Source organism: Rhodobacter sp. (genome assembly GCA_020637515.1).
Lineage (GTDB): Bacteria > Pseudomonadota > Alphaproteobacteria > Rhodobacterales > Rhodobacteraceae > Pararhodobacter.
In genome coordinates this window covers 1,828,147-1,850,290 of the sequence record JACKKG010000001.1, presented here as the reverse complement: position 1 = coordinate 1,850,290, position 22,144 = coordinate 1,828,147, and the positions used below count along the sequence as shown (strand labels likewise).

At 69.0% G+C, this 22,144-nt stretch carries 25 protein-coding genes and 1 tRNA gene; 14 read left to right on the top strand and 12 right to left on the bottom strand.

Annotated elements, in window-relative coordinates; all coding sequences use genetic code 11:
• Positions 1-3: 3 nt before the first annotated feature.
• From H6900_09060 to fliF, 3 genes are read right to left on the bottom strand one after another with little or no spacing between them, the layout of a single operon-like run.
• Positions 4-369 (bottom strand): FliM/FliN family flagellar motor switch protein, encoded by a 366-nt coding sequence (locus H6900_09060; GenBank protein ID MCC0073425.1) that lies wholly within the window; start codon positions 367-369, stop codon positions 4-6.
• Entirely contained in the window at positions 296-892 is a 597-nt protein-coding gene (locus tag H6900_09055; GenBank protein MCC0073424.1) for a hypothetical protein, read from the bottom strand. Before H6900_09055 ends, H6900_09060 begins: the two co-directional genes overlap by 74 nt.
• Positions 892-2,472, bottom strand: a complete 1,581-nt coding sequence (fliF, locus tag H6900_09050) for a flagellar M-ring protein FliF (GenBank protein ID MCC0073423.1) — start codon at positions 2,470-2,472, stop codon at positions 892-894. Before fliF ends, H6900_09055 begins: the two co-directional genes overlap by 1 nt.
• A 128-nt stretch (positions 2,473-2,600) precedes the next feature.
• Between fliF and H6900_09045 the strand changes: the two genes are divergently transcribed.
• The 10 genes from H6900_09045 to H6900_09000 all read left to right on the top strand — a co-directional run bounded on the left by H6900_09045 (position 2,601) and on the right by H6900_09000 (position 12,878).
• Positions 2,601-3,149, top strand: coding sequence for a flagellar basal body-associated FliL family protein (locus H6900_09045; protein MCC0073422.1), 549 nt, complete (start codon positions 2,601-2,603; stop codon positions 3,147-3,149).
• A 10-nt stretch (positions 3,150-3,159) separates the two neighbouring features.
• Positions 3,160-3,600, top strand: coding sequence for a hypothetical protein (locus H6900_09040; protein ID MCC0073421.1), 441 nt, complete (start codon positions 3,160-3,162; stop codon positions 3,598-3,600).
• Complete coding sequence (locus H6900_09035; protein MCC0073420.1) at positions 3,600-4,181, top strand: hypothetical protein; 582 nt, start codon at positions 3,600-3,602, stop codon at positions 4,179-4,181. Before H6900_09040 ends, H6900_09035 begins: the two co-directional genes overlap by 1 nt.
• Before the next feature lie 68 nt (positions 4,182-4,249).
• Positions 4,250-5,119 (top strand): flagellar motor stator protein MotA, encoded by an 870-nt coding sequence (motA, locus tag H6900_09030; GenBank protein ID MCC0073419.1) that lies wholly within the window; start codon positions 4,250-4,252, stop codon positions 5,117-5,119.
• Complete coding sequence (locus tag H6900_09025; GenBank protein MCC0073418.1) at positions 5,119-7,710, top strand: hypothetical protein; 2,592 nt, start codon at positions 5,119-5,121, stop codon at positions 7,708-7,710. Before motA ends, H6900_09025 begins: the two co-directional genes overlap by 1 nt.
• Positions 7,711-8,344: 634 nt before the next feature.
• Complete coding sequence (locus H6900_09020) at positions 8,345-9,490, top strand: ABC transporter substrate-binding protein (protein MCC0073417.1); 1,146 nt, start codon at positions 8,345-8,347, stop codon at positions 9,488-9,490.
• 69 nt (positions 9,491-9,559) lie between these two features.
• On the top strand, positions 9,560-10,477 hold the full coding sequence (locus H6900_09015; GenBank protein ID MCC0073416.1) for a branched-chain amino acid ABC transporter permease: 918 nt from the start codon (positions 9,560-9,562) through the stop codon (positions 10,475-10,477).
• Positions 10,470-11,447: a branched-chain amino acid ABC transporter permease gene (locus H6900_09010; GenBank protein MCC0073415.1), complete on the top strand. Its 978-nt coding sequence runs from the start codon at positions 10,470-10,472 to the stop codon at positions 11,445-11,447. Before H6900_09015 ends, H6900_09010 begins: the two co-directional genes overlap by 8 nt.
• Positions 11,440-12,192, top strand: coding sequence for an ABC transporter ATP-binding protein (locus H6900_09005; GenBank protein ID MCC0073414.1), 753 nt, complete (start codon positions 11,440-11,442; stop codon positions 12,190-12,192). The genes H6900_09010 and H6900_09005 overlap by 8 nt, the downstream gene beginning before the upstream one ends.
• Positions 12,189-12,878 carry an ABC transporter ATP-binding protein gene (locus H6900_09000; GenBank protein ID MCC0073413.1) on the top strand — a complete coding sequence of 230 codons (690 nt, stop codon included), beginning with the start codon at positions 12,189-12,191 and terminating at the stop codon, positions 12,876-12,878. The genes H6900_09005 and H6900_09000 overlap by 4 nt, the downstream gene beginning before the upstream one ends.
• Here the strand turns inward: H6900_09000 and H6900_08995 are convergent.
• The 6 genes from H6900_08995 to thrS all read right to left on the bottom strand — a co-directional run bounded on the left by H6900_08995 (position 12,841) and on the right by thrS (position 17,911).
• On the bottom strand, positions 12,841-13,761 hold the full coding sequence (locus H6900_08995) for a DMT family transporter (protein ID MCC0073412.1): 921 nt from the start codon (positions 13,759-13,761) through the stop codon (positions 12,841-12,843). The genes H6900_09000 and H6900_08995 overlap by 38 nt on opposite strands.
• Positions 13,762-13,833: 72 nt before the next feature.
• Entirely contained in the window at positions 13,834-14,223 is a 390-nt protein-coding gene (locus H6900_08990; GenBank protein MCC0073411.1) for a DUF2147 domain-containing protein, read from the bottom strand.
• A 64-nt stretch (positions 14,224-14,287) separates the two neighbouring features.
• Entirely contained in the window at positions 14,288-14,707 is a 420-nt protein-coding gene (locus H6900_08985) for an EVE domain-containing protein (GenBank protein ID MCC0073410.1), read from the bottom strand.
• A complete protein-coding gene (locus H6900_08980; protein MCC0073409.1) occupies positions 14,704-15,075 on the bottom strand; it encodes a VOC family protein in 372 nt (123 codons plus the stop codon). The genes H6900_08985 and H6900_08980 overlap by 4 nt, the downstream gene beginning before the upstream one ends.
• A 46-nt stretch (positions 15,076-15,121) precedes the next feature.
• Positions 15,122-15,829 carry a YafY family transcriptional regulator gene (locus H6900_08975; GenBank protein MCC0073408.1) on the bottom strand — a complete coding sequence of 236 codons (708 nt, stop codon included), beginning with the start codon at positions 15,827-15,829 and terminating at the stop codon, positions 15,122-15,124.
• Positions 15,830-15,964: 135 nt separating this feature from the next.
• Positions 15,965-17,911 (bottom strand): threonine--tRNA ligase, encoded by a 1,947-nt coding sequence (thrS, locus tag H6900_08970; protein ID MCC0073407.1) that lies wholly within the window; start codon positions 17,909-17,911, stop codon positions 15,965-15,967.
• Between the two features lie 135 nt (positions 17,912-18,046).
• Here thrS and H6900_08965 point away from each other — a divergent pair, with 135 nt between their 5' ends.
• The 4 genes from H6900_08965 to H6900_08950 all read left to right on the top strand — a co-directional run bounded on the left by H6900_08965 (position 18,047) and on the right by H6900_08950 (position 20,438).
• Positions 18,047-18,712, top strand: a complete 666-nt coding sequence (locus H6900_08965) for a DNA-3-methyladenine glycosylase I (GenBank protein ID MCC0073406.1) — start codon at positions 18,047-18,049, stop codon at positions 18,710-18,712.
• 61 nt (positions 18,713-18,773) lie between these two features.
• Entirely contained in the window at positions 18,774-19,583 is an 810-nt protein-coding gene (locus H6900_08960) for a creatininase family protein (GenBank protein ID MCC0073405.1), read from the top strand.
• Positions 19,580-20,326 carry an alpha/beta hydrolase gene (locus H6900_08955; protein MCC0073404.1) on the top strand — a complete coding sequence of 249 codons (747 nt, stop codon included), beginning with the start codon at positions 19,580-19,582 and terminating at the stop codon, positions 20,324-20,326. The genes H6900_08960 and H6900_08955 overlap by 4 nt, the downstream gene beginning before the upstream one ends.
• A 35-nt stretch (positions 20,327-20,361) precedes the next feature.
• A tRNA-Arg gene (locus tag H6900_08950) sits at positions 20,362-20,438 on the top strand.
• A gap of 32 nt (positions 20,439-20,470) precedes the next feature.
• Here the strand turns inward: H6900_08950 and H6900_08945 are convergent.
• From H6900_08945 to efp, 3 genes are read right to left on the bottom strand one after another with little or no spacing between them, the layout of a single operon-like run.
• Positions 20,471-21,076 (bottom strand): CDP-alcohol phosphatidyltransferase family protein, encoded by a 606-nt coding sequence (locus H6900_08945; protein ID MCC0073403.1) that lies wholly within the window; start codon positions 21,074-21,076, stop codon positions 20,471-20,473.
• Positions 21,077-21,129: 53 nt separating this feature from the next.
• Positions 21,130-21,516, bottom strand: coding sequence for an META domain-containing protein (locus H6900_08940; GenBank protein ID MCC0073402.1), 387 nt, complete (start codon positions 21,514-21,516; stop codon positions 21,130-21,132).
• Positions 21,517-21,519: 3 nt separating this feature from the next.
• Complete coding sequence (efp, locus tag H6900_08935; GenBank protein ID MCC0073401.1) at positions 21,520-22,083, bottom strand: elongation factor P; 564 nt, start codon at positions 22,081-22,083, stop codon at positions 21,520-21,522.
• Positions 22,084-22,144 lie beyond the last annotated feature (61 nt).

Sequence of the window (22,144 nt, the reverse complement as noted above, 5' to 3'; positions counted from 1 at the left end):
CGCCTACAGCCCGTTCGACAGATCGGCGACCTCGGTCAGCCGCACGACCATCTGGCCCGCCTGCTCGCCCTCCAGTTCTTCGAGAACACCGCGCGCGATCAGGCGGTCGCCGACGAACAGTTCGACCGGGTCCTCGACACGGCGGTCCAGGGGCAGCACGCTGTCGCGCTGAAGCCGCAGCAGGTCGCGGACCAGGGGCCGCGCGCGGCCGACGGATACCGTGATCTCGATCGGAACCTGGGTAAAGGCGCCCCGGCCCAGGTTGTTGCTGGCGGTGCTCGGGGCGGATTGGGTATCAGGCACGGCGGGTCTCCTCGGACTGGATGCGGTAGAAACGGCCGATCGCCTCGGCGATCGCGCGGGCGGCATGGCTGAGGTCGATCCGGGTCTCGGCAGCGCCAAAGGCGAATTCCGCCTGCCCCGCGTCCAGATCGTCGGTTTCGATCAGCGTGAGAGGCGGCAGCGGCTGACCCTCGAACGCGTCTTCGAAGGCCGAAAGACTGCCGCGCCCGACTCGCAAGGTGATCGGCGTCTCGGTCGCGGCAAGCGCCAGGGGCATGAGTTGTTCCATCGCCACGGGCGCCACCGACGCCCGCGCCGCAGCCGGCAGAACGGCGTCGATCATCGCCCTCAACAGCGGTTCGAGCCCCTTGAGCACATGCCCGCGGGCCTCGTGATAGGTGAAGGTCAACTGCTCGACCTGGCGCTCGACCGCCGCGCGGCGCGTGGCCGCATCGCTCGCGGACTGGGTGCCGCCATCTTCCCATCCGGCGACATAGCCGCGTTCATAGGCGTTGAGGCGGATGTCCTCGATGTCCTCGGGCATCAGCAGCGCGGGGCCGTCCAGCGTGTCCGGGGTTTCGAACACCTCGAGTCGCAGGGGACTGGGCATCAGCGGGGCTCCTCGGGTTCTTCCATCCAGTTGCGCAGGATTTCCAGCGTCTCGTCCTGGCGTTCCGCGATCAGCTGGCGCATCCGCTCAACCGGATCGGGGGGCGCGGCGCGATCCTCGGCCACGCGCAGCGCGGCGGCGCCCGGCGCCTCGTCGTCGATTTCGCCGGTCAGCACCGGGCCCGCGGCGGGGGGCGGGGGCGACAGGCCGGGCAACAGATCGGCGCTGTCCCCCCGGGCGGGTGCGCGCAGGATCGGCCGCAGCACGAAAAGCGCGAGGAACAGCACGACCGCCGCCAGAGCCGCCAATCGGATGAGCCCCATCGCGTCCAGACCCAGCCGGTCGAACCATCCCACCGTTCCCGCGGTGCCGACCTCGATGCCGGTCAGATCGAACGGCAGGGACCGCAGGGTGATCACGTCGCCGCGCGCCTCGTCGAAGCCGACGGCCGAGGCCACGAGTTCGCGCAAGGCGGCCAGTTCGTCATCGGGGCGGGGTTGCCACTGGGGATCGCCGTTCGCATCGACCGCGTGCAGGCCGTCGATCAGAACCGCCACCGTCAGCCGCCGAATCGCGCCGGGGCCGCGTTCGACCTCGCGGCTGGTGCGTGACACCTCCCAGCTGGTGCGGGCGCGCGACAGGGTCTCGCGCGATTGGGCCTGGCCACCGTTCTGGGCGGCCTCGCCATCCGGCAGGTTCGAGGCCACAGTCACCGCGCCGCCGCCCGAATCGCTGGACGTCGCGTTGCGCTCCTCGCTTTCCTGGGACACCGCCGCGCGCTGGCTGGGGTCGATCAGCCGTTCGGTAATGGTTTCCCGGTCGGTCACCGTATCGACATTCACCTCGACCACGGCGCGACCCGGGCCGACGCGGGCCTCGAGCAGGCGCTCGACGTTATGCCGCAAGGCCTGCGCGCGGTCGTTCGCCTGGGTCATCGGGCCGGCGTCCTCTCCGATCACGACCCCGCCGTTGGAATCGATCACCGAGACATTCTCGGCGCTCAGCCCCGCAACGGCCGAGGCCACCAGATAGCGGAGCGCCTGAGCCTGTTGCGGCGTCAACGGAACCCCCGCCGGCGTCACCGTGACCGAGGCCGACGACTGCTGCGCGCGCTGGAACGGCTGCGTCGTGCCCTGGGCCAGATGCACGCGGGCAAAGCGGATATGGGGGCTGGCCATGATCGTGCGCGCGAGTTCGCCCTCCTTTGCGCGCCAATAGGCGGCGTCGAACATCTGCGCGGTGGTGCCGAAGCCGGTCAGACCGTCCAGCAGCTCGTATCCGGTGGCCGAATTCGCAGGCAGCCCCTGGGCCGCCAGCGACATCCGCGTTTCATCGCGTTGCGACGAATCGACATAGATCGCGTCGCCGCGCACCTCGTAGGCGATGCCACGCTGATCGAGCGCCTGGATCACCTCGCCCGCCTGCGCCCCCTCAAGCCCGGAATAGAGCAGCGACAGGCCCGGCGTGGTGGCCAGACGCGCCAACATGAGCACGGCCACGAAGACCCCGACCGTCGCGCCGACCGCAAGGAGCCGGCGGCGCGGTTCCAGGGCGTTCCAGACTGACAGCAGCTGTTCCAATGCGTATCCCCCTCGTGGACCTTCTGTCCCGATGAGGCGATCCTTGACCCGTTTCGATTAACAATCGGTTAGCCAGATCATGCGAAAACCGGCGGAGAGAACAGGAAACTGCACAGGGTCCCGCCGCCATGTCCAACGCCGCCGCAACCGCTGAAACCCCGGCCAGATCGTCGAAACTTCCGCTGATTCTGGGGCTGGTCCTGGCCTTGGCCGGCGCGGGCGGCGGATTCTACGCGACCTATGCGGGGCTGATCGATTCGTTGCTGCCCGGCGGCGCCGGATCGGCGGGATCGCATGGCGCCACGCCGGAACACGGCACGCCTGACCCTGCGGCGGCGAGCCATGGCGGCAGCTCCGGGGACTCCGGGCATTCCGGCGATGTGGGATTTGTGCCGCTCGATCCGATCACGGTGAACATGGGGCCGCGCGCCGAATCGCGGCACTTGCGGTTTTCCGCGCAGCTCGAGGTCCCCTCGGGCAACGAAGGTGACGTGCAGCACCTGATGCCGCGAATCATGGATGTGCTGAACATCTATCTGCGCGCGCTGGACCCGCATGAACTGCAAGAGCCGGCCGCGCTGCTGCGCCTGCGCGCGCAGATGCTGCGCCGGGTCCAGATCGTCACCGGACCGGGCATGGTCAACGACCTGCTGGTCATGGAATTCGTTTTCAACTGAGGGGCTTGCGATGACCTATCTCTCCGATCTTCTGCTGACCGCCGCCGCCCTGGGGGCCGCGATCTACTGCGCCATCCTGTCCCGCCGGCTCAAAGCCCTGGGCACCCTGGAAGGCGGGGTCGGCAGCGCGATCGCGGTCCTCTCCGCTCAAGTGGACGCGCTGGCCCGGTCGCTGACCGTGGCGCAGGAAACGGCCGGGCGGGTCGGCGGGCGGTTGGACGGGCAGGTGGACCGCGCCGAAACCGTCGCGCGAAAGCTGGAATTGCTCGTCGCGTCGATGCATGACCTCCCCGAGGACCGGGGGACCCACACGACGGCGCGCCCTCCCTCGCCCTGGCCGACGGACGCCGCCCCCCGCCAGACTGCGCCCGAACCGCAGGACGACGACCACGGTGCGGCGCCGACGCGCGCGCGGGTCCTGCGCAGACGGCAAGGGCCGGGAGCGTTCTGATGGCCCCCCTCCTGTCCCGGCGCCGCCGCCCGCGTCCCGCGCGCCGCGCACGCGTCCTGCCGGCCCTTTCGGCGCTGTTCGTGTTGGCCGCGGGCCTGCGCGCGGTTTCGGGCCTGGGGATGGCGATGGCGCAAGACCCGGTCCCCGCGGTGGCGGCTCTGCGCTCCAGCCCTGTGAGCGACGCGCAACTGACGCTGGAAATCCGCGAGCGCGAGCGCAGCGTCAACCAGCGCGAAGCCGATCTGCAGGAACGCGAGGCGCTCCTCGCGGCCGCGCAGCAGCGGGTGCAGGCCCAGATCGACGCACTTCAAAGTGCCGAGGCCGAACTCTCGGCCACCATGGCGCAGGCCGATCGCGCGGCCGAGGACGATATCGCCCGCCTGGTCAGCGTGTTCGAAGCCATGGAACCCGAACAGGCGGCCGCCGTCTTCTCCGAGATGGACCCCGAATTCGCGGCGGGCTTCCTGGGACGGCTGTCCCCCACCAGCGCGGCGGCGATTCTCGCCGGACTGGATCCCAGGCAGGCCTACGGGTTCAGCGCGATCCTCGCCGGACGCAATGCCCTGGTTCCGCGCGAATGACGGACCGGCGGTGAGGCTTTCTTAAGGTTCCCACGCCAGATTGGCCCAAAGCAGGAACGGAGCGTTTCATGATCGGCATCATAGGCATCGTCGTCGTCTTCGTGATGGTGTTTGGCGGCTATGTCGCTGCCGGGGGCCATTTCGGGATCATCCTGCATTCGCTGCCCTTCGAACTGACGATGATCATGGGCGCGGCGATCGGGGCCTTTCTGATCGCCAACGACGGCGCCGGGGTCAAGCAGACGATCAAGGATATCGGCAAGGTCTTCAAGGGCGCGAACTGGAAACCCGCCGATTATCAGGACCTTCTGTGCCTGCTGTTCGAACTTATCCGGCTGGCGCGGCAGAACCCGGTCGCGTTGGAGGAACACATCGAGGCCCCCGAAACATCGGACATCTTCGGCCGCTATCCGAAGGTCCTGAAAGACCACGAGGCCGTCGAACTGATCTGCGACACCTTGCGCTCGATCACCCTCAGCTACGACGACCCGCTCCAGGTCGAGGAGGTGCTGGACAAGCGGATGGAATCGACGCTGCACCACGCGCTGCATTCGAGCCATGCCATGCAGACGGTCGCCGACGGCCTTCCGGCGCTGGGCATCGTCGCCGCCGTGCTGGGCGTCATCAAGACCATGGCCGCGATCGACCAGCCGCCCGAAGTGCTGGGCGGTCTGATCGGCGGCGCGCTCGTCGGGACCTTTCTGGGGGTCTTCATCGCCTATGGTTTCGTCGGTCCCTTCGCCGCCAAGATGCGCGCCGTGGTCGAGGACGACTCGCATTTCTACAAGCTGATCCGCGAGGTTCTGATCGCCAACCTACACAACCATCCGGCCAACATGTGCATCGAGGTCGGCCGCCAGAACACCCCGCACCACGTCCGGCCCAGCTACGGCAACCTCGAAGAAGCCATGCGCAACCTGAAGCGCGAGGCGGCCTGATGCGCTGGCTCGCCGCCCTGCTGTTCTGGCTGACCTTGACCCAGTCCGCGCTGGCCCAGGTCGTGCCGGTCAGTGCCGGCGAGCACGCGGATTTCACCAGGCTTGTGCTGCAGATGCCGGCCGGAACCGGCTGGCGCCTGTCCGGCACGGGAACGGAACGGGGGATCGTCCTCGCCCCCGCTGACGCCACGTTCGACCTGTCCCGCCTCTTCGCCCGCATTCCGCGCACCCGTCTCGCCGCCGCCGCGGCGCAGGGGAACCGGCTGCAATTGACCCTTGCGTGTGACTGCGCACTGCGCGCGTGGGAAGATCGGCCAGGGTTGGTCATCCTCGACCTTCGCGATGCGCCGACGGACCCCATCGCGGCGGTGGCCACGCCACCGGCACCACCGCGCCCCGTGCCCGACGCGCGCGTGGTGATTGATCCCATCGATACCGCGCGCGCGGCCGGCAGCGCCTTCGCGCAAAGCCTGGCCGCGCAACCCGCGCCGGCTCCGACACCCGCGCCGCAGCCGCAATTGCAGTCGCTCGCACGCGATCTCGGCCTCAGCCTGTCGCGGGCGTTGGGGCAAGGTCTGCTCGATCCCGCCCCTGAGCGCGCGGAACCGGGCGTCTTGCTGGCGTCGGACAATGCGCCCGCCGCCGCCCTTCCGGAAAACATGCGCATCGCCTCCGTTCTGGACCGCCCCGATCCCGATGCCCCGGCCCCGGCCCGGTTGGCCGCCACCTGCCAGGGGGCAGAGATCCTCGACACCCTTCTCGATCTTGGCGACGATGGGTTTTCCGAAACCTATGGCCGCTTGACCCGATCCCTTTTTGCGGAATTCGACCAACCCGATCCCGAGGCCCGGCTGGACCTTATCACCCTCTATCTCGCCTCCGGTTTCGGGGCCGAAGCCCGTGCCCTGCTGGAAAACGCCCCCGACCCTGTCGCTGGCCGCGACCTTGCGCTGGGCATGGCAGACGTGCTGGAGGATCGTGCCTCGAACTCGCGAATGCGACTGGCGCAAAGCGCCGATTGCGGTGGGGTTGCCGCGGTGATGGCGGTTCTGGCCGGCGCCCCGATCCAGGCAAGCCCCGACCTGGCAACCCCGCTTTCGCTGACCTTCAGCCGCCTGCCAGGGGTGCTGCGCGCGCTTCTCGGTGCCCGAATGGTCGAGATCCTGGCACAGTCCGGTGCCATCGATGCGGCGCGCGTGGTCGCCGACAGCGTGACCCGATCGCCTTGGTTCCCGCCCTCGGACGGCGGGCTGCTGCAGGCGATGCTGGACCGGGCGCGCGGCTACAGCGCCGACGCGCTGCTGCGGCTGGAACATGACAATCGTGACGACCCGCCCGACGTTCAGGCACGCCTGGACCTGGCCCTGGAAACACAGGCCGCGGTGCCGGCGCCGTATCTGGAGGACGCCTCCGCGCTGGCCGCGACCGAGAGGAACAGCGACAGCGGTCCGGCCCTCATGGCGTCGATCCTGCGGGTTCAGGCCCGCTCGGGCATGAGCGAGGATGCCTTTGCGACGCTGGATCGACTGGAACGATGGATGGCCGAGACCGGTGAAAACCGCCGCCTGCTGGACCAGTTGCGCGACGAGGTCTGGAACAATCTGGCCCGGCGCGGCAGCGACCTCGGGATCGTGCAAAGCGTTCTGGCGCGCGAAGATTGGCGCGATCGGGCCCTGAGCCGCGACACCCGCCTGGCTCTGGCCGGCCGGCTCATTGACCTGGGGTTGGTGACGCCCGTCGCGGATCTGGTCGGGACCGACCCGTCGCCCGATGCCGCGCATATGCTCGCTCGCGCGTCGTTGGCCGAGGGCGAGCCACGGCAGGCCCTGGATCGCCTGCAAGGGCACGATGACACGGTGTCCCGCCAGATCCGTGCGGCGGCGCTTGCCCGGCTGGGTGATAGCGCGGGGGCGGCGGCAGAGTTCGCGGCTTTGGGCATCCCCGACCAGGCCCTGCGCAACGCCATCGCGGCCGGCGATTGGCCATTGGTCGAGAGCCTTTCCGCCGCTGGCGGCCCATCGGCGGATTTGCCCGGCGACCTGGGGGATCTGTTGGGGCGCGCGCCCGGCCATGCCGAAATCGCACGGGACCTGCAAACCGACGCCCCGCCCGCCCCCCGAACCGGCAGCGCGCCAGGGATCGAGACGGGCGGTCCCGACGCCGGGCGCCCCGGCCCGGGCGCCGCGCCGGCCCCGCAAGAACCCGAACCGTCAGGCCGGTTCGCCACGGGGGTTTCATCCGAAATCCAGGGCGGGGTCTCGACCGCCCCGTCCCTGGGGCCGAACCCGCCCGACCCCAGCCCAGGGGACAGGCCCGTGGGCAACGGGGACGGTCAACCACCGTCGCCCGGTCTGCCGGCGGCGGAGGCGGCTGGCACCGGGGGCCGCGACGACCTGACTGCGACGGCAGCTCTCTCCGGGACCGGCGCCGAGCCCGAAGCGACCCGGCCCGCAGCAAGGCCCGAACCAGCCGATATCGCGCGGCAGTTCGATCGCCTGGGTCTGGTCAGCCGCAGTTCGACCCTGCTGGCCGAAAGCGAACGGTTGCGCAATGCCCTGGCACCCTTGGTGGCCGCGCCGAGCAGACCGTGACGCCCGCCCGGTTGCAATCGGGACCGCGCGCCGCCAATCCGGGGGAAACCGAGGTGCCCTTGGCCGCGCCTCGCGCCACTCCGCTCGCGCCGCCCCGGGTGCCGCCGCCAAGAACCGGGGCCATGGGCATCGGTCGCGGCGGATGCCGGCCGCGTCCTTGCCGGGCCCAGGACATCCGTTTGCGCCCCGTTTGGGCGGTTTCGACGGGGACCTTTTCCCGGCGCGCATTCGCGCCCGGGCTGTGAAAAAATTCCGGGATACTGCCTGCTGTCCGGACGCGGCCTTCCGGCGCATCCCCGCGCCCCGGACCGATCGCGCGCAGCGGCAGCCCGCGCACCACACCGGGCCACGACTCCGGACCCGACCCAGAGCGCCGTTTCCCCCAAAGGCAAGGCGCGCCCGCCCAAACCCTGCCCCGGCAACCGGGTTCAGGCACCGCGACCGGCCTCTCGCGGTCCGCGGACGGCTGCGGAACCGGGCTGGCACCGGTCAGGACACGGCCGTCCGCTCGGTGGACGGGCGCGAGGCGCGCCGGAATATTTCAAAGTTAAAAAATTTGCACTTCGGGCGGTGTTTGCTAGGCTTGCTCCGATTCGCCCCGAACGAAGGCGAACACTGTAACAGGGAGAAGATCATGACGTTTCGCATGACAATGACAGCCGGCCTATCGGCCCTGGTTCTCGGCGCAGGCGCGGCCTCGGCCGACCCGGTGACCGTCGGCCTGATCACCACGCTGTCCGGCGGCGGCGCCGGGATTGGCACCGACATCCGCGACGCGTTCCAGCTGGCGCTCGACCTGAACGGTGGCGACCAGATCCATCTGGTGGTCGAGGACGACGGCCAGCGCCCCGAACAGGCGGTTCAGATTGCCGACCGCATGATCCAGGCCGAGCACGCGCAAATCCTGACGGGGATCATCTGGTCGAACCTCGCCATGGCCGTGGTTCCCGCCGTCACCGCGCAGGATGTGTTCTACATCTCGCCGAACGCGGGCCCGTCGGCGCTGGCCGGCGCCGGTTGCAACCCGTTCTATTTCAACGCCGCGTGGCAAAACGACATGCTGCACGAGGCGGCGGGCGCCTATGCCGCCGATCACGGCATGACGCATACCTTCATCCTGGCGCCCAACTACCCGGCCGGCACCGACGCGCTGACCGGGTTCAAGCGGCGCTACACGGGCGAGGTCGCCGGCGAAATCTATACCCAGCTGGGCCAGACCGATTACGCCGCCGAAATCGCGCAGATCCGGGCGTCGGGCGCGGACAGCGTGTTCATCTTCCTGCCGGGCGGCATGGGCATCAGCTTCGTGCGGCAATACGCCCAGTCGGGCGTGGATCTGCCGCTGATCTCGACGGCCTTCACCGTCGGCCAGGACAGCCTGCCCGGCATGGGCGAGGCGGCGCTGGGCGTGGTCAACGCGGGCCAATGGTCGCCGGACCTCGACAACGCGGCGAACGCCGCCTTTGTCGCCGCCTTCCGCGCGGCCTATGGGCGCACCCCGTCGCTCTATGCGAGCCAGTCCTTCGACACGGCGAACCTGATCCTGTCGGCAGTCGCCGCGGCGGACGTGAACGATACCGACGCGTTCCGCGCTGCCCTGCGCGCGGCCGATTTCGCGTCGGTCCGGGGCGCCTTCCGGTTCGGCAACAACCAGCACCCGATCCAGAACGTCTATATGCGTGAGGTGGTCAATGCCGATGGCGAGATCACCAACCGCCTGCTGGGCCTGGCGATCACCGACTATCAGGACGTCTACGCCAGCCAGTGCGCGATGCAGTAAACAACGGCACGGGTGCCCCGTCACGGCGGGGCGCCCCCCCTTCCCCGCAACCCAGAGGAAAGGTGTGCCGTGAGTGCTGCGCTCTTTTTTGAACAGCTGCTGAACGGTTTGCAGTTCGGCCTGATGCTGTTTCTCATGTCCGCCGGCCTGACGCTGGTGTTCGGCGTCATGGGCCTGATCAATCTGGCGCATGGCTCGCTCTACATGCTGGGGGCCTTTTTCTGCGCCGCCGCGGCCGCCGCGACGGGCAACTTCTGGCTGGGCCTGATCGCCGGCGCCTCGGCCGCCGCCGCCGCAGGGGCCCTGATCGAGATCGCGATCCTGCGCCGGCTCTACGCGCGCGACCACCTGGACCAGGTCCTGGCAACCTTTGCGCTGATCCTGATCCTGACCGAGGGCACCAAGATCGTTTTCGGCCCGTTTCCGCTGTATCTGAACACGCCCGCCCTGCTGCAAGGCACGGTCGATCTGGGCCTGACGGAATACCCGCTGTATCGGCTGGCGCTGATCGGGTTCGGCCTGGCGGTGGCGCTGGGGCTCAGTCTGCTGATCAACCGGACCCGCCTGGGCATCCGCATCCGGGCGGGCGAAAACGACCGCGAGATGATTGCCGCGCTGGGGGTGAATATCCGCGCCCTCTACACGCTTGTCTTCGCGCTGGGTGCGGGGCTGGCGGGGCTGGCGGGCGCGCTGGTCGGCGCGGTGCAGGCGGTGCAGGTCGGCATGGGCGAGCCGGTGCTGATCCTGGCCTTTGTCGTGATCGTCATCGGCGGCATCGGGTCGATCAAGGGCGCCATGGTCGGCGCGCTGATGGTCGGCATCATCGACACGATGGGCCGCTTCCTGCTGCCGCGCGCCTTTGGCCTGTTCCTGGACCCCTCGCAGGCGACGGTGATCGGCGCGGCGCTGGCGTCGATGCTGATCTATCTGCTCATGGCGCTGGTCCTGATCCTGCGCCCCCAAGGGTTGTTCCCCGCCCATGCGTAACCACCATCGCGAATACGCCGTCAACGCGGTGCTGGCCCTGGGATTGCTGGCCGTGCCGATCTGGGCGCTCTGGGCCGGCGAGCCGTTCACCATCACGCTGTGCACCCGCATCGCCGTGCTGGCGCTGGCCGGCGTGGGGCTGAACATCGCGCTGGGCCTCGGCGGGATGGTGTCCTTTGGCCATGCGGCGTTCTTCGGGCTGGGCGGCTACGTCGCCGGCATCCTGGCGCAACACGCGGGCAGTGGCGCGCCGATCCTGGGTCTGCCCGGATCGAACCAGATGCTGGTGATCTGGCCCGTGGCGATGCTGGTCGCCGGCGCGGTCGCGGCGCTCATCGGGGCCCTGAGCCTGCGGACCGAGGGCATCTTCTTCATCATGATCACGCTGGCCTTTGCGCAGATGGTCTATTATTTCGCCGTCTCGTGGCCGGCCTATGGCGGCGAGGACGGCCTTCCGATCTATGTTCGCAATCGTTTTCCCGGCCTGAACACGATGCGGCCGTGGGACCTGTTCGTGATCTGCTGGGGCCTGCTGATGGCCGGTGTCGGCCTGTTCGCACTGATCCGCGCCTCGCGCTTTGGCGCGGCGCTGATGGCGATCCGCCAGAACCCCGATCGCGCGGCCGCGGTCGGCATCAACCCCTTTGGCGTGCAACTGGCAGCCTTTGCGCTGTCGGGGGCGATCACCGGACTGGCGGGGGCGCTGATGGCCGATCTCAGCCGCTTCACCAGCCCGTCGATGCTGGCCTGGCCGATGTCTGGCGAACTCATCGTCATCATCATCCTGGGCGGCGTCGGCCGGATTTTCGGGCCGGTCGCGGGGGCGGCGATCCTGGTCGGATTCGAGGTCACTTTCGGCGGCATGACCGAACACTGGAAACTGTGGCTGGGCCTGGTTCTGCTGGGCGTCGTGCTGTTCGCGCGCGGCGGCCTGATCGGCCTGATCGCGGGGAGAGAGCGCCATGGCTGAGCCGGTCCTGACCCTCTCGCACCTGTCCAAGAGCTTTGGCGCGCTCAGGGCGACCGACGACGTGTCGCTGACCCTGGAACCTGGCGAGATCCACGCCCTGATCGGGCCGAACGGCGCGGGCAAGTCCACGCTGATCGGGCAGATCGCCGGACGGCTGGCGCCGGACAGCGGCACCATCGCCTTTCGCGGGCGCGACGTGACGCGCCTCAGCACCGCGCAGCGGGCGCGGATGGGGCTGGGGCGCACGTTCCAGATATCCTCGCTCATCCCCGAGTTTTCGGCGCGGCGCAATGTCATGCTGGCGCTTCAGGCGCGGCAGGGCCATCCGTTCCGGTTTCTGAAACCCGTGCAACGCGACAAGGGCCTGATCGCCGGCGCGCAGTCGATCCTGGCCCGGGTCGGGCTTGACGGGCGCGCCAGCGTGCCCTCGGCCGAACTCAGCCACGGCGAGCGGCGGCTGCTGGAGATCGCGGTCGCGCTGGCCCTCGAACCGGCCTGCTTCCTGCTGGACGAACCCATGGCCGGCATGGGGGCCGAAGGGGTCGGCACCCTGGTGCAGTTTCTGCGCGCGCTCAAGCAACAGGCGCCGATCCTGTTGGTCGAACACGACATGGACGCGGTCTTTGCCCTGGCCGACCGGATCAGCGTGCTGGTCTACGGGCGCGTCATCGCGACGGGTTCGGTCGATCAGATCCGCAACGACCCTCAGGTGCGCGAGGCCTATCTGGGCGAGGAGACACCATGACCCCACTGGCCGAAGTTGACGGGATCGAGGTGTTTTACGGCGCCTCGCAGGCGCTGTTCGGCGTGGACCTGACAGTGCAACCCGGCCAATGCGTGGCGCTGATGGGGCGCAACGGCATGGGCAAGTCCACGACCATCCGCACCTTGTGCCGGATGCAGGCGCCCTACAAGGGGCGCGTGCGCTTTGACGGGCAGGACATCACCGCCCTGCCGTCCTACCGCGCGGCGCGTCTGGGCATCGGCCTGGTGCCCGAGGGGCGGCGCTGCTTTGCCACCCTCACCGTGACCGAGAACCTGATCGCCGCCGCGCGTCCCGGCGCCTGGACGCTGGAACGCGTGCAGGGGTTTTTCCCGCGTCTGGGCGAACGGGCGGGGCAACAGGCGCGCACGCTTTCGGGCGGCGAACAGCAGATGCTGGCGATCGGGCGCGCGCTGATGACCAACCCGCGCCTGCTGGTTCTGGACGAAGCAACCGAGGGGCTGGCCCCCGTGATCCGCAAGGAAATCTGGGCCGCCATCGCCCGGCTGAAGCGCGACGGCCAGTCGATCCTGGTGGTGGACAAAACCTTGAGCGAGTTGAAGCCGATCGCCGACGCCTGTGTGATCCTCGAACGCGGGCGCACCGTCTGGACCGGCGAGCCCGCCGCGATCACACCCGAGGTCGAGCACCGCTACCTGGGCCTGTGATCCGTCGCCACAGCCGCCCGTCGATGACCATGAGCCCCAGCGCGATCAGGCCCATGCCGGCGACCTGACGGGGGAGCAGCGTCTCGCCCAGAAAGGCCACGCCCAGCGCCACCGCGCTCACCGGGATCAGGAAGGTGACGAGAAAGGCGTTGACCGCGCCCGCGCTCTGGATCAGGCCGAAATACAGCGCATAGGCGAACGAGGTGGACAGCACCGCCATCCCCACCAGCGCCCACAGCACGTGGGGCGCCGGCATCGGCAGGGTCCAGGGGGCCTCGCGCAGGGCGACGACCGGCACGAGCAGCACCGCCGCGCTCAGACATTGACCGAAGGCGACGCTCAGGGGCGGCAGGCCGCTGCCCCGGAACCGCCGTCCCCAGACGCCCGCCAGCGCATAGCTCAGCGCCGCGCCCAGACAGGCGATCTGCCCCCACAAGTGGCCGCCGCTTTCGCCCAGAACACCCGGCCCCATCATCACCGCGACGCCCGCGAACCCGACCAGCACACCGATCACGCGCGCCGGGGTCATGCGTTCGTCCCGGGTCGCCAGATGCGCGACGATCACCCCCCAAAGCGGCGTCGTCGCGTTCAGGATCGACGCCAGCCCCGACGAGATCTGCCCCTGCGCCAGCGCGAACAGGCTGAACGGGATCAGGTTGTTCAGCACCCCCATCACCAGCAGCGCCGCCCAGGGTCCCGAACCCCTGGGCACGGGCAGGCCGAACAGCGGCAAGGCCGCGCCCAGCACCAGCGCCGCCAGGCCCACCCGCGCCAGGACGATCGTGAAGGGCGGCAGAACGGGCACCGCGACACCCACGAAAAAGAACGACCCGCCCCACAAGAGCGAGAGCAGCAGCAGTCTGGACCAATCCGCGCCGGACATCGGGTTCCCTTACCTTGTCAGGGGCTTACCTTGCCCGCCCGTGCGCCAAGCGGCGACCCGGAAGATGCGCATTCAGTCGGTGCGGGTCCAGGTCTGATCGCGGCAGATGAACAGGACACAGCCCGCCACGGTCAGATGGTTGCCCTGCAGATCCATGCGCGAGCGATAGGTCTGGTCGCGGTCCGGTGCCCAGATCTGGCCGTCCCGATAGGCGCCATCTCCGCGCGGCTCCATGTCCCAGACGATGCGTCGGCCGACGTTTTCCGACTGGAAGGTGCTTCCATCGGCGTGGCGCGATTCGATCAGCGTGCCGCAAAAGCGGTTGCCGCACTGGGTGATCTCGACCACCCCGGTGTTGCCGTTGTCGTCGGGCTGGGTGCTCCACCGTCCCTCGACAGGATCGGCCAGCGCGGCCCCGGTGCCCAGAGCCAGCGCCGCAAGGATCAGAATCGGTGATTTCATGTTGTGGGTCCTCCCTCGGCGCATCCTCGGGGGCGGGCGCGGTTCTGGCAAGGGGGTTGTCGCGTCAGTCGGCGGCTCCCATCGCCCGGGCGATCTGGTCCATGTCGCATTCGGTCACCGCGAACAGCCCGAGGCGCAGCCGGTAGCCCCAGTTCGGGCCCCCGAAGCTGAGCTGCGCCAGCAGCGGCCGGATCGGCGCGACCCCGGCCTTCAGCCAATGGACATCGCGGCGGAAAGGCACGAACCCCGGCGCCATCGGCACCGCGTAGGGCGCGCCCTCGCGCACCCGCCCCAGCGCGGTGAAGGCCTGCACCGGCGCACCCGCCCGCATTGCCTCGCGCGGGGAATAGCAGGCCACGCGGTCGCCCGGGCTCAGGCGGCGCAGAGGCGCCGCCTTGCCATGGCAGACCTGCACGAAGCCCCCCGCCAGACCGATCCGCACATGATCGGCCGAGACGACGGCGACCCAGGCCCGCCCGCTCATCGCGCCGCCGGAACATAGGGGCGCAGCCGGTGGCCGTCCGGATCAAGGACGGTGAACGCCCGTCCGAACCCCATCGCGGCGGGGGGCTGCGTCACCCGCGCGCCCTGCGCCGCAAGCCGGGCATGCAGCGCATCCAGCGCCGCCGCGTCGGGCAACGCCACGCAAAGCTCGCCGCAGCCCGCCGCACCGGACGCAGCGGGCGCGACCGCGCCGGCCCGCCACAGGCCCAGGCGCATCCCCGCCCCCAGCGCGAGCATGGCGAAATCGGCGCTTTCATGGATCACCGGCACGCCCAGCGCATCGGCATAGAAGCGGGTGCTGGCGACCGGGTCGCGGACATAATGGATCATCATCGGACAGTCTTGCATCGCGGATCTCCCTGGTTGCGATGCCCGCTTGTGCCAGCGCCGGCTGTCAGGATCTGTCAGCAGCCACCCCCGCGGCGCGGATTTTCTCGGCCGTGGCCCAGTCGCGCAGCAGGCGCGCCCGCCGCTGCGGGTAGCGCAGCTCGAGCACCGCGCAGTCGGCGATACGGTCCTCTCGAAAGTGGCGCACCGCCTGGCGGGTCTCGCACCAGGCGACCAAAACCTGCACGCTGTCGAAAAACCCCATCGCAAAGGGCCAGACCACGCGCCGTGTCTCGGTGCCGGACTTGTCGCGGTAGCGGATCTCCACCTTGCGCTCGGCGCGAATCGCGCGCCTGAGCGCGGCCATGTGGGGCGCGTCGCGCCGCGCGCCTGTCGGCACCAGCAGCGCCGCGCTCTCGGCCAGGTCGCGCAGCCGCCCCGGCAAAACCGCGCCGATCCGCGCCACGGCTTCGGCGGCGGCGGCGGCCAGCGTGGGGTCGCCACGGCTGGCAACCAGACGGGCGCCCAGAACCAGGGCCTCGATCTCGTCCTCGGTGAACATCAGCGGCGGCAGCAGGAACCCGGGGCGCAGGACATAGCCCAGCCCGGCCTCGCCCTCGATGGCCGCGCCCTGGGCGCGCAGGGCGTCGATGTCGCGATAGACGGTGCGCAGACTGGTGCCGGTCTCGCCAGCGATGCGCTGCGCAGCCACCGGTTGACGATGGCGGCGCAGGATCTGCAACACGGCAAGCAGGCGTTCGGCGCGGGCGGTCATGACGTCACCAAGGCTGACGCAAAGGCGACACGCCGGCAAGAGGGCGGAACGCCCCCGCGCGGCGCTTCAGCGCCGCGCCGGGTCGCCCGAGGGCTGCGGCCTGGAAGGCCGCCGTCCGAAGGCGAAACCGCCCCCCTAGCGCAGATCGGGCGCCACGGCCTCGGCCGTCAGCTCCGCCACCAGACCGTCGAGCGCGCATGTCTCGGTGCGGGTATCGCCCAGCCGGCGCACCGAAACCGTGCGCTCGGCCACCTCGCGCGCGCCCACCGCCAGGATCACCGGGACCTTGGCCAGCGAATGCTCGCGGACCTTGTAGTTGATCTTCTCGTTGCGGGTGTCGGCCTCGACCCGCAGGCCGGCGGCGGTCAGCGCCGCGGCGACCTCGCGCACATAGGCGTCCGCCTCGGACACGATCGAGGCCACGACCACCTGCTTCGGCGCCAGCCACATCGGCAGCTTGCCCGCGTAGTTCTCGATCAGGATGCCGATGAAGCGTTCGAACGAGCCCAGGCAGGCGCGGTGCAGCATCAGCGGGCGGTGCTTTGCCCCGTCGGACCCGACATATTCCGCATCCAGCCGCTCGGGCAGGTTCGGGTCCACCTGGAAGGTCCCGCATTGCCAGTCGCGGCCGATGGCGTCGGTCAGAACGAACTCCAGCTTGGGCCCGTAAAACGCCCCCTCGCCTTCGAACAGCTCATAGGCGTGACCCGCCGCGGTCACCGCGTTGGCCAGGGCCGCCTCGGCGTGATCCCAGCTTTCCTCGGTGCCGATGCGCTTCTCGGGCCGCGTCGACAGCTTGATGCGCCACGTGTCAAAGCCGAGCTGCGCATAGACATCGGCCAGGAATTCGATGAACCGCTTCGCTTCGCTTTCGATCTGCTCTTCGGTGGCAAAGATATGCGCGTCGTCCTGGGTGAAGCCGCGCACCCGCATGATCCCGTGCAGCGCGCCCGAGGGTTCGTAGCGCGCGCACGAGCCGAATTCCGCCATCCGCAGCGGCAGGTCGCGATAACTCTTGATGCCGTGGTTGAATATCTGCACATGGCAGGGGCAGTTCATCGGTTTCAGCGCGTTGACGACCTTTTCCTTGGCGCCTTCCTCGTCCACCTCGACGATGAACATGTTCTCGCGGTAGTTCTCCCAGTGACCCGAGGCCTCCCAGAGCTTGCGGTTCACGACCTGCGGCGTGTTCACCTCGACATAGCCGCCGGCGCGCTGCTTGCGGCGCATGTAGTCCTGAAGCTGCGTGTAGATCGTCCAGCCGTTCGCGTGCCAGAACACCTGGCCCGGCGCCTCCTCCTGCATGTGGAACAGGTCCATCTCGCGGCCCAGCTTGCGGTGGTCGCGCTTGGCGGCCTCCTCGAGCATGGTCATGTGCGCCTTCAGGTCGTCGCGCGACTTGAACGCCACGCCATAGATGCGTTGCAGCATCGGCCGCGTGCTGTCGCCCAGCCAATAGGCCCCCGCGACATGGGTCAGCTTGAACGCATCGGCCGGCAGTTGCCCCGTGTGTTGCAGGTGCGGCCCGCGGCACAGGTCCTGCCAGGGCCCGTGCCAATACATGCGGATCGACTGGTCGGCCGGGATGCGGTTGACCAGTTCGACCTTGTAGGGTTCGCCCGTGCGCTCGTAATAGGCCAGCGCGTCGGCGCGGGACCAGACCTCGGTCTTGACCGGTTCGCGTGCGTTGATGATCTGCTTCATCCGCGCCTCGATCTGGCCCAGGTCCTCGGGCGTGAAGGGCTCGGCCCGGTCAAAGTCATAGAACCAGCCGTAATCGCGCACCGGGCCGATGGTGACCTTGGTGTCGGGCCAGATTTCCTGCACCGCGCGGGCCATGACATGCGCTAGATCGTGACGGATCAGTTCCAGCGCCGGGCCGTCGTCCTTCATCGTGTTCAACGAGATCGTCGCATCGCCCTGGATGGGCCATTGCAGGTCCCAGTGCTGGCCGTTCACCTGCGCCGAAATCGCGGCCTTGGCCAGCGACGGTGCGATGGATTGCGCGACCTGCGCGGGGGTCACGCCGGCGTCATACTGGCGCGTGTTACCATCAGGGAATTTCAGGGAAATCTGGCTCATCGGCCAAGCTCCTCGTCGTTCTGGCGCCCACGGAGCGCCCGGTTGCGGGTCTGTCGGCGCCTGCATGAACCGTCGCGCGCCGCTTGTCAATCGGCGCGCAGGCGCGCAGGATCGGCGCAAATCCGGAGAGAGACCATGCGCAGCTATGACGAGATCCTGGCCATCGCCGCCAGCCGCAAGGGCAGCGTCGAGGCGGTGCTGAAGGACATCCCCGTGCCGCTGGGGGCCGACGCGCTGGCCGCGATCCCCGATACGCGGTGGCTGGCGCAGATGGCGCGCGGCATCTTGCAGGCGGGGATCAGCTGGAAGGTGGTCGATACCAAATGGCCCGGGATCGAGGCCGCGTTTCACGGCTTCGACATCGGCTTCGTGACCTTTCAGCCCGAGGACTGGTTCTACGACCTGTGCGCGGACACGCGCGTCATCCGCAGCCCGCCCAAGCTGCGCGCGATCCTGGACAACGCGCACTTCATCCGTCGGGTCAGCGCCGAGTCGGGCAGTTTCGGCCGCCGCATCGGCGACTGGCCGGCCGAGGATTACGCCGGCCTGATCCAATGGTTGCAGTCCCAAGGCGCGCGACTGGGCGGCGCGACCGGCCCCTACATGCTGCGGCAGATGGGCAAGGACGGCTTTGTCCTGTCGCAGGACGTGACCGCCCGGCTGGTGGCCGAAGGCGTCATCGACAAGGCACCGACCTCGAAAAAGGCCTGGGCGCAGGTGCAGGCGGCGTTTGACACCTGGCGCGCGCAGTCGGGGCAAAGCCTGACCACCATCAGCCGCGTGCTGGCGCAAAGCCTGTGACGCCGGCTTGCCCTTTCGCCTGACCCGTGCATCATGACCCCGCACAGACAGGAGGCCCCCGATGCAAGAAACCGACTGGTCCCGCCTCAAGGCGCACGAACTGCGCGCGCTGGCCGCCCAGGATGCGGTGGTGATCCTGCCAATCGCCTCGATCGAGCAGCACGGCCCCCATCTGCCGACCATGACCGACACGCGCCTTGGTTACGAAGTCAACATGCGCGCCGCGCGCAAGGCTTGCGCCACGCGCCCCGTGGTCGTCGCGCCGGTCGTCTGGTCGGGCCTCAGCGAACATCACATGCCCTTTGGTGGCACGCTGACGCTGAGCCACGCGACGTTTCGCGCCGTGCTGCATGACCTGATCGTGTCGATCACCCGGCACGGATTTCGGCACATCCTGATTTCCAACTCGCACGGCGGCAACATGGTCGCCATGCAGCAGATCTGCGACGAGCTGGGCTCGCAGATCGACGCCGTTCTGGTCGGCGCCACCTATGTCGCCGAGGCCGGCGAGGATCTGGCGCAGCATTGCCAGGACCAGCCCGGCGTGATGCATGGCGGCGAGGCCGAGACCTCGATGATGCTGGCCTGCGAACCGGATCTGGTGGACACCTCGGACCTGGCCTCGGTCATCGACGGGATGGACGGCGCAGGGTTCCTCAAGGCCGGCAAGACCGCCTATCGTTGGCGTCCCTTCCCGCATATCACCGGCAACGGCATGGCCGGGAATGCCAGCCGCGCCACCGCCGAAAAGGGCGAGAGGATGCTGGAAGCCGGCGCCAATGCACTGGCCGCGCTGATCTGCGACCCCGCCACCTGGGCCGACCCCGCCGACCGGCGCGGCGCGGGCACGATGGGGGTGCCGTTCCGTTGACGCAGGTCCTGACGACCCCGCAAGGCCGCCGCATCGCCTATGTCCGGACGCCGGGCACCGGGCCGGGCGTGGTGTTCCTGGGCGGCTTCAAATCCGACATGACGGGCACCAAGGCGCAATTCCTGGAACACTGGGCCCGGGACCGGGGCCGGGCCTTCCTGCGCTTCGACTATTCGGGCCACGGGCAGTCCAGCGGCGATTTCCTCGACGGTTGCATCGGCGACTGGTCCCAGGACGCCATGGAGGCGATCCGCGCGCTGACCGATGGGCCCCAGGTCTTGGTGGGCTCGTCCATGGGCGGATGGATCGCACTGCTGGTGGCGCGCGCGATGCCCGACCGGGTGGCGGCGCTGGTCGGCATCGCCGCGGCGCCCGATTTCACCGAGGACGGCCTGTGGTCCGACTTTTCCGACGATCAGCGCGCCCGTCTGGACGCCGACGGTGTCGTCGATCTGCCGTCCGAGTATGACGACGCCCCCTATCGCATCACGCGCCGCCTGATCGAGGACGGCCGCACCCGCCTGGTGTTGCGCAGCCCCCTGCCCCTGCCGTTCCCGGTGCGGCTGCTGCAAGGGTCGAACGACACCGACGTGCCGGTATCGGTGGCGCTCAGGCTGTTCGAACACGCCGACAGCCCGGATCTGACCCTGTCGCTGGTGAAAGGCGCCGATCACCGCTTTTCCGAACCCGACAACCTGGCGCTTCTGGCCCGCACGTTGGCCGATCTGCCGCTCACGCCTTGACGGAACCCGCGCGCTGGCCCATGAACGGCGCCAGCGGTCCCGTAGCTCAACCGGATAGAGCACCTGACTTCTAATCAGGGGGTTGGGGGTTCGAGTCCTCCCGGGATCGCCATCGGCACCGGCCTTGGGCCCGGCGCGTCGCCCTCAGTCGAAAGTCTGGTGCATCTGGGCCAGTCGGGCCGTCGCGGTCAGCAGGCAGAGCGCGGCAAAGACCCAGGCCAGCGCCGGAAAGACCCCGGGCCACAGGCAGAACGCGGCGAAAAAGGCGATGGTTTCCGTGCCTTCCATCAACCCTCCGGCGTGATACCAGGATTTCTGGCCGCGCGCGCGCGTCGTGCGGCCCTGCTTGGCCGCCAGGATGGCATACCCCAGGAAGCTGGCGGCATTGACGTAGAAACCGGCGATCAGCGCGGCACCGGCCAGCCCGTTCGCGACGGGGTCGGCCCAGACAAAGGCCAGGGGAAGCGCCGCATAGAACACGAAATCGGCGGCGATGTCGAAGACCCCGCCAAAATCGCTGGGCCGGGTCGCGCGCGCGACTGCGCCGTCCAGCCCGTCCGCCAGCCGCGAGGCCAACATCAGGGCCAGCGCCACGCCGAACGCGCCCAGCGCCACTGCCAGCGCGGCGCCCAGTCCCAGCGCCAAACCCAGCGCCGTTACCGCGTTCGCGCCGATGCCGAGCCCGGCCAGCGCCCGCCCCAGACGGTCGAGCGGCGGGTCGATGAGCGGGCGCAGGTATCGGTCGAGCATGGGATCCCCCGAATTCGGCTGTGCTTTCCGATACGCGGGACCGGGGCCGAACGTTACCGGGATTCCGCGGGAACCGCGCGCAGGACGGGCCGCGCGCCCGCCATCAGCACCAAAGCCGCGTCTTCGCGGCGCCAGCCATCGACCTGCCCCGTGACGCGGTTGAACAGCGTTTCCAGCTCGGCCGCGCGGCCGAAACAGGCCATGCGGGTCGCGGCCAGCGGGCCAAAGGTGAACCCTGAGCCCAGCGCATACCCCCCGGTGAACCGGTTGCACCCTGAGCGGCCCGTGGCCTGACCATCGGCCAGCGCCAGCGTCACCCCGTCCGCGGGAGCGATGGCCGTGCCATCCAGTTCGACCACCCGCCAGTCCCCTTCGGGGCCCGCACCTGCGCCGGTGCACCCGGCCAGGGACAACAGAACGGCAACCGCGACCGCACGCATGGGTCAGGCCCTTTCGGAATACTCGAAGGTCTCGGTGTGGACGACGATATCCTCGTCCTGGGCGACGAAGGGCGGCACCATGATGCGCAGGCCGTTGTCCAGGACTGCCGGCTTGAAGCTGTTGGCGGCGGTCTGGCCTTTGACGACCGGCTCGGTTTCGATGATCTTGCAGACGACCTTGGGCGGCAGCGCGACATTGAGCGCCTCGTCGCCGTAGTATTCGATGGTGACGGTCATGCCGTCTTGCAGGAACGGGCGGCGGTCGCCCAACAGATCGGCGGGCAGTTCGATCTGCTCGAAGGTTTCCGAATCCATGAAGGTCAGCATGGAATCGGCTTCGTAAAGAAACTGTTGATCCTTGCGTTCCAGTTTGACCACCTCGACCTTGTCCTCGGACCGGAAGCGCTCGTTCAGCTTGCGGCCGTCGCGCAGGTTCTTCAGCTCGACCTGGGCAAAGGCGCCGCCCTTGCCGGGCTTGACATGGTTCACCTTGACCGCGACCCACAGGCCATTGTCGTGCTCCAGAACCGCGCCCGGGCGGATTTCATTGCCGTTGATCTTGGCCATGAGAAAACTCTTGTGAAAATGTTGAGATTGCTTGCGGCAAGCCTATATCGTGCAGGGTTCA